Annotated in this window: 6 protein-coding genes and 1 pseudogene; 2 read left to right on the top strand and 5 right to left on the bottom strand. The window is 46.5% G+C overall.

What is annotated here, in order from left to right; all coding sequences use genetic code 11:
* Positions 1–401: 401 nt before the first annotated feature.
* Entirely contained in the window at positions 402–701 is a 300-nt protein-coding gene (locus tag AB3N39_RS20980) for a type II toxin-antitoxin system HicB family antitoxin (RefSeq protein WP_252071422.1), read from the top strand.
* Between the two features lie 310 nt (positions 702–1,011).
* Here AB3N39_RS20980 and AB3N39_RS20985 read toward each other — a convergent pair whose 3' ends face one another.
* Complete coding sequence (locus AB3N39_RS20985; protein WP_252071423.1) at positions 1,012–1,440, bottom strand: excisionase family DNA-binding protein; 429 nt, start codon at positions 1,438–1,440, stop codon at positions 1,012–1,014.
* The gene (locus tag AB3N39_RS20990; RefSeq protein WP_045898440.1) at positions 1,440–1,631 is read right to left on the bottom strand and encodes a Rop family plasmid primer RNA-binding protein; all 192 of its coding nucleotides are present in this window, start codon (positions 1,629–1,631) and stop codon (positions 1,440–1,442) included. Before AB3N39_RS20990 ends, AB3N39_RS20985 begins: the two co-directional genes overlap by 1 nt.
* Positions 1,632–2,024: 393 nt before the next feature.
* On the opposite strand from AB3N39_RS20990, the pseudogene AB3N39_RS20995 reads away from it, so the two are divergent.
* A pseudogene (locus tag AB3N39_RS20995) lies at positions 2,025–2,169 on the top strand (replication initiation protein).
* A gap of 222 nt (positions 2,170–2,391) precedes the next feature.
* On the opposite strand, the gene AB3N39_RS21000 reads toward AB3N39_RS20995, so the two are convergent.
* The 3 genes from AB3N39_RS21000 to AB3N39_RS21010 all read right to left on the bottom strand — a co-directional run bounded on the left by AB3N39_RS21000 (position 2,392) and on the right by AB3N39_RS21010 (position 4,138).
* Positions 2,392–2,763, bottom strand: coding sequence for a hypothetical protein (locus AB3N39_RS21000; RefSeq protein WP_252071418.1), 372 nt, complete (start codon positions 2,761–2,763; stop codon positions 2,392–2,394).
* A gap of 73 nt (positions 2,764–2,836) precedes the next feature.
* Positions 2,837–3,085 carry a hypothetical protein gene (locus AB3N39_RS21005; RefSeq protein WP_029793011.1) on the bottom strand — a complete coding sequence of 83 codons (249 nt, stop codon included), beginning with the start codon at positions 3,083–3,085 and terminating at the stop codon, positions 2,837–2,839.
* A 609-nt stretch (positions 3,086–3,694) separates the two neighbouring features.
* On the bottom strand, positions 3,695–4,138 hold the full coding sequence (locus AB3N39_RS21010) for a hypothetical protein (protein WP_252071419.1): 444 nt from the start codon (positions 4,136–4,138) through the stop codon (positions 3,695–3,697).
* Positions 4,139–4,183 lie beyond the last annotated feature (45 nt).

Raw genomic sequence — 4,183 nt, forward strand, 5'->3', positions numbered from 1 at the left:
ACAAGACCTTTGTCAACAAGACTAGTACCTACACAGCCAAACTAACATCAACTAACAACTAGTTGTATTTAATTTACTGCATTAACTGGGTTGCGATAGTGAGAGGTCAACACTCAACAGCCCGGATTTACCATAACGTCGCATTACGCGTACCGCTCAGACGGCCTCAGCGTGTTTTGAGGGTGAAGGCGATGAAAACCACAGCTTACGCGGCGAAAAGCCCGCAAAACGGCGCAGATGAATCCTGAAAGGGTGAATCGTTATGCATGCCACTGACTAGCACCTCGTTACGGACGAAAAATGCCGTATTCCCGGTATTTCATGCAGTAAACTGCCGGATAATGCACTGGCACAGCCTGTCTTTTCGTATAAAGACGTCAGACGTAAACCGGAGATAAAACATGACCATCACGCGCCGCTTCTCGGTCGGGATCGAATCCCCCGCAGATACAGACACCGCCTGGGGGATTTACGTCCCGGCATTCGACGGCACAAGGTATGCCTGTGTGTCGGCTGCCGACACACAGGAAGGCGCAGAAGCTGCGGCACGCGAGGCTATCCTTGCCATGACCACGTATATGCAGGCTGCCGGGGAAGATCTGCAGGCACTACGGGATGCCGGCACAGCAACATACCAGGCTAACCCAGATTACCGGCACTGTGACCAGTGGCTGATGATCGACGCTGAATTACCGGAGTGAAGCGGTGAACGGGCACGCAATTTATTGCGGGTTCGTGAGGCGCTGGCCGGGTGTCGGGGCGGCTAGCCCTGACCGAAGGAGCTTGTAATAACATGCGTGCGCAGTATTACAAAAACACATCCTTTCCGGGCTAGGTTTCAAAGGGGAACCCTTTGGCACGCGACTGTATACAGTCGGTAACGTGCCTCGTGGAGAATGGCGGAATTGCTCTGAATTGCACTAAATTTCGTTAATGTTCACTAAATTGCATTAAATATCGTCGATACCCCGATGGATTGCATTAAGTTGCACTGAGTTGCATTAACAGATCTCATTTTTTCCAGAACCTCCACCAGGACGATGTTGTAGGAGTCGACATTTCAGATGGGGGCTGTTTATGCTCCAGAAGCTGCATTGCCTGACGAAGTGAACTGATATGCTCGTCCCGCGCATTCACCGCATCTTTAAGCCCAGCATTTTCCGCCTGCAAAAGTGCTACTTGGTGCTGTAAAGACAGTAAAAAATCACTGTTAACTTCTGTAGAATCATCGTCAAATTTTACAGTATCACTTTTACGCTCACCTCCAGCTCCCAGAGTACCAAAAACACGAATAAGCTCAGCAGTATCAATGGTTTTCACGGTCTTTCCATACTTTACAACTGAGGTGTAACTCAGCTCACCAGATTTAAGTAACTTGTAAATAGTTGGGCGACTGACACTGACAAGACGTGCCGCTTCGCTAATGGATACGCGGGCCATTATAAATCCCCTTGCAGAGCATCCAGACGAATAGCCAGAGTGCAAAATAGCTGTTCCGTATCCTCATGCAGTTTTTCGCACAGATCAGCCTCAGCATCGAAATCCAGTTCATTGAGCTTTTCCAGCAAAAGCAGAGATTGCGCCTGAATGAATTTAGCCATATTCAGTACCGTTTTCTGTTGTTTCGTCATATCAGCCTCAGTGCGTCAGTGCTCAATACAAGGTCAGATTACATTCCGCTTCCTCGACCGTTCGCTCGCAATGCTCGGTCACGGATCTCCGGCGAGCGGCCGGAGCGTAATCAGAGAGCAAGGACAGAAGAAGAAGGCAATGCCCACGAGTGGCCGTTTTTCCATAGGCTCCGCCCCCCTGACAAGTATCACGAAATCTGACACTCAAATCAGTGGTGGCGAAACCCGACAGGACTATAAAGATACTAGGAGTTTCCCCCTAGTGGCTCCCTCGTGCGCTCTCCTGTTCCTGCCTTTCGGATTGCCGGTGTCATTCCGCTGTTATGGCCGCGGTTTCTCATTCCACGCCTGACACTCAGTTCCGGGAAGGCAGTTCGCTCCAAGCTGGACTGTATGCACGAACCCCCCGTTCAGTCCGACTGCTGCGCCTATTCCAGTAACTATCAACTTGAGTCCAATCCGGAAAAGGCACGACTTATCGCCACTGGCAGCAGCCACTGGTAACAGATTCGCAGAACAAAGAAGTGTTGAAGTGTAAGGCAAACTACAGCTACACTGTTAAAACGAATTCGGTTTCTGTGCTCTGCGAAAGCCAGTTACCACGGTTCAGAAACTTGCCGGTTAATGAACCTTCGAAAAAACCACCTTGCCGGGTGGTTTTTTCGTTTCAATCTCAAGAGATTACATTTTGATTAGAGTGATCTCAAGGCAGACAGACCAAATCCATGCGTAACTCCACCAGAAGCGGCCGGAGTTAAATCTATATCTCATTGTTATTATTCTTAAAAACTGACTTTACAATAATCAAAAATAAAGCTGACACCTCTGCGACTGTTCCTGCAATCAAAGCCAAGTAAACACTAGTAGTTACAGTCCTTGCATCTGCCTGCATAAAGCCACTTCTTATGAGCGAAAGCTCTTCATCAACAACGTGATATAACATACTTATGACCATCCAGTTCATTACAGCGACCAAAATAGTCATAGCTAAAGTAACACCACTTTTTGTCCATCTAAGATGTCTTCTATCAGCAGATTCCTCGACGTCATTAAAGAATGACTTGGGCTGCTTTACCCTTTGCTTTTCTTTTGGGGTATCGCCCTCAGTAAACCCATCTAGGCTGTCTGACACAATAAAATCCTCTTGAATAAAAAAAAGAAGGCCAGTTTAAGCTGGCCTTCTCCTTAACACATCAAGTGATAAGTTAATTTGCAGTAGATGTACGGTTCACTCGCTTAAGAATAGGCATTCGTAGAGCATAAAATTGCTTACTGTCTCTATCGATAGCTGCGATTTCGTGACCACTTTCGGACTCGTCCACAGCCCACTCAAGCATTGTTAACGCGTAGTTGAACAACTCTTTTTTAGTACTTATGCCGCACTTCTTCATTAAAGAATCGAGTTCGTCCAACCTATCTTCAGGTAGATCGAATTGCATACGTACATTTTTCATAACTAATCTCCGAGGGGCCAGCATGTCATCCTTACACACTATGCTGCACGTTCTTCACTATTAGGACCTGTATTATTTATATATATCTACTTATAAATAAGTTAAGTTTCATATTTTTAGATGCTCCTAATTTAGATAAGACTTAACCTTATCTCTTTTCCGCAAGCAGGTTATCCCCACCATGGAGGAGGTTGTGAAAACTCCTCCATGGTGGTTATTACTCATCGACCTCAGTAAAGACTGAGAACCAATCCTTCAAAGAAAGCTCCTTAGGAGGCAGTTCTTCAAAGTCGGTGCAGTCCTCACTTTTCCCGGAGGTCGATGAGCAGGTTTGAGTTAACTCGCTCACAGGTAAAATCTCCAGTTTACCCACCACACACCGTAATGGGCTCCAGATTGTATATTACACCTAAACATCTCCTTTGTCGAGTGTAACAGGAGCATAAAACGAGTATAGACCGATGCCGGTCAAAAATACAACACTAGTTGTAACGGGATGAGACAATCAGCCAAATCTCAGGCTCATTTAACATAACGCCCCACTACATAAACCAATGAAAAAAGCCCGCACATGGCGGGCTCACAGGGAAAACATCACAGCGATAACAATCAAAAGTTCATAGCTTTTTTGCAGTTGCGGTAGGTTGTTGGATGTAGCGTTCCGTAGTAATCATCCCGGTCATCATCCCAAGCCCAGCTAATCAAATAAGCCTCAGAATCATCACTTACCGTGCGAGTTCTGCGTGTAAGCCCTGACCAAACACCTGAAAGTTCAGAGACATCAAAACCAAGCTCCTTTGCGAGGCTCTTGCACCAGAACCCTCGCTCACCATCCTCGCTTTCAAGAATGGCTTTCAGCACCGCTCGCGACTTATCACTTAAACCACGAACAAGCCTTTCGGCCTGAAGAGAGGAAAGATCAGTAGGCCCATCTTCCGACTCCTCATAAACACCAGAAACCGAATCCCCAGTAGCCAATGCCAGCACTTCTTCTTTTGCTTGGTCTGATAACAACATCAAATCTTCACGGGATAAGAAAATACCACTAGTCATGAAACACTCCATTGTCTTGTTAAGATGAAAGAAGAATAAATGCAG

The organism is Enterobacter vonholyi (assembly GCF_040834095.1).
GTDB classification, from domain to species: domain Bacteria; phylum Pseudomonadota; class Gammaproteobacteria; order Enterobacterales; family Enterobacteriaceae; genus Enterobacter; species Enterobacter vonholyi.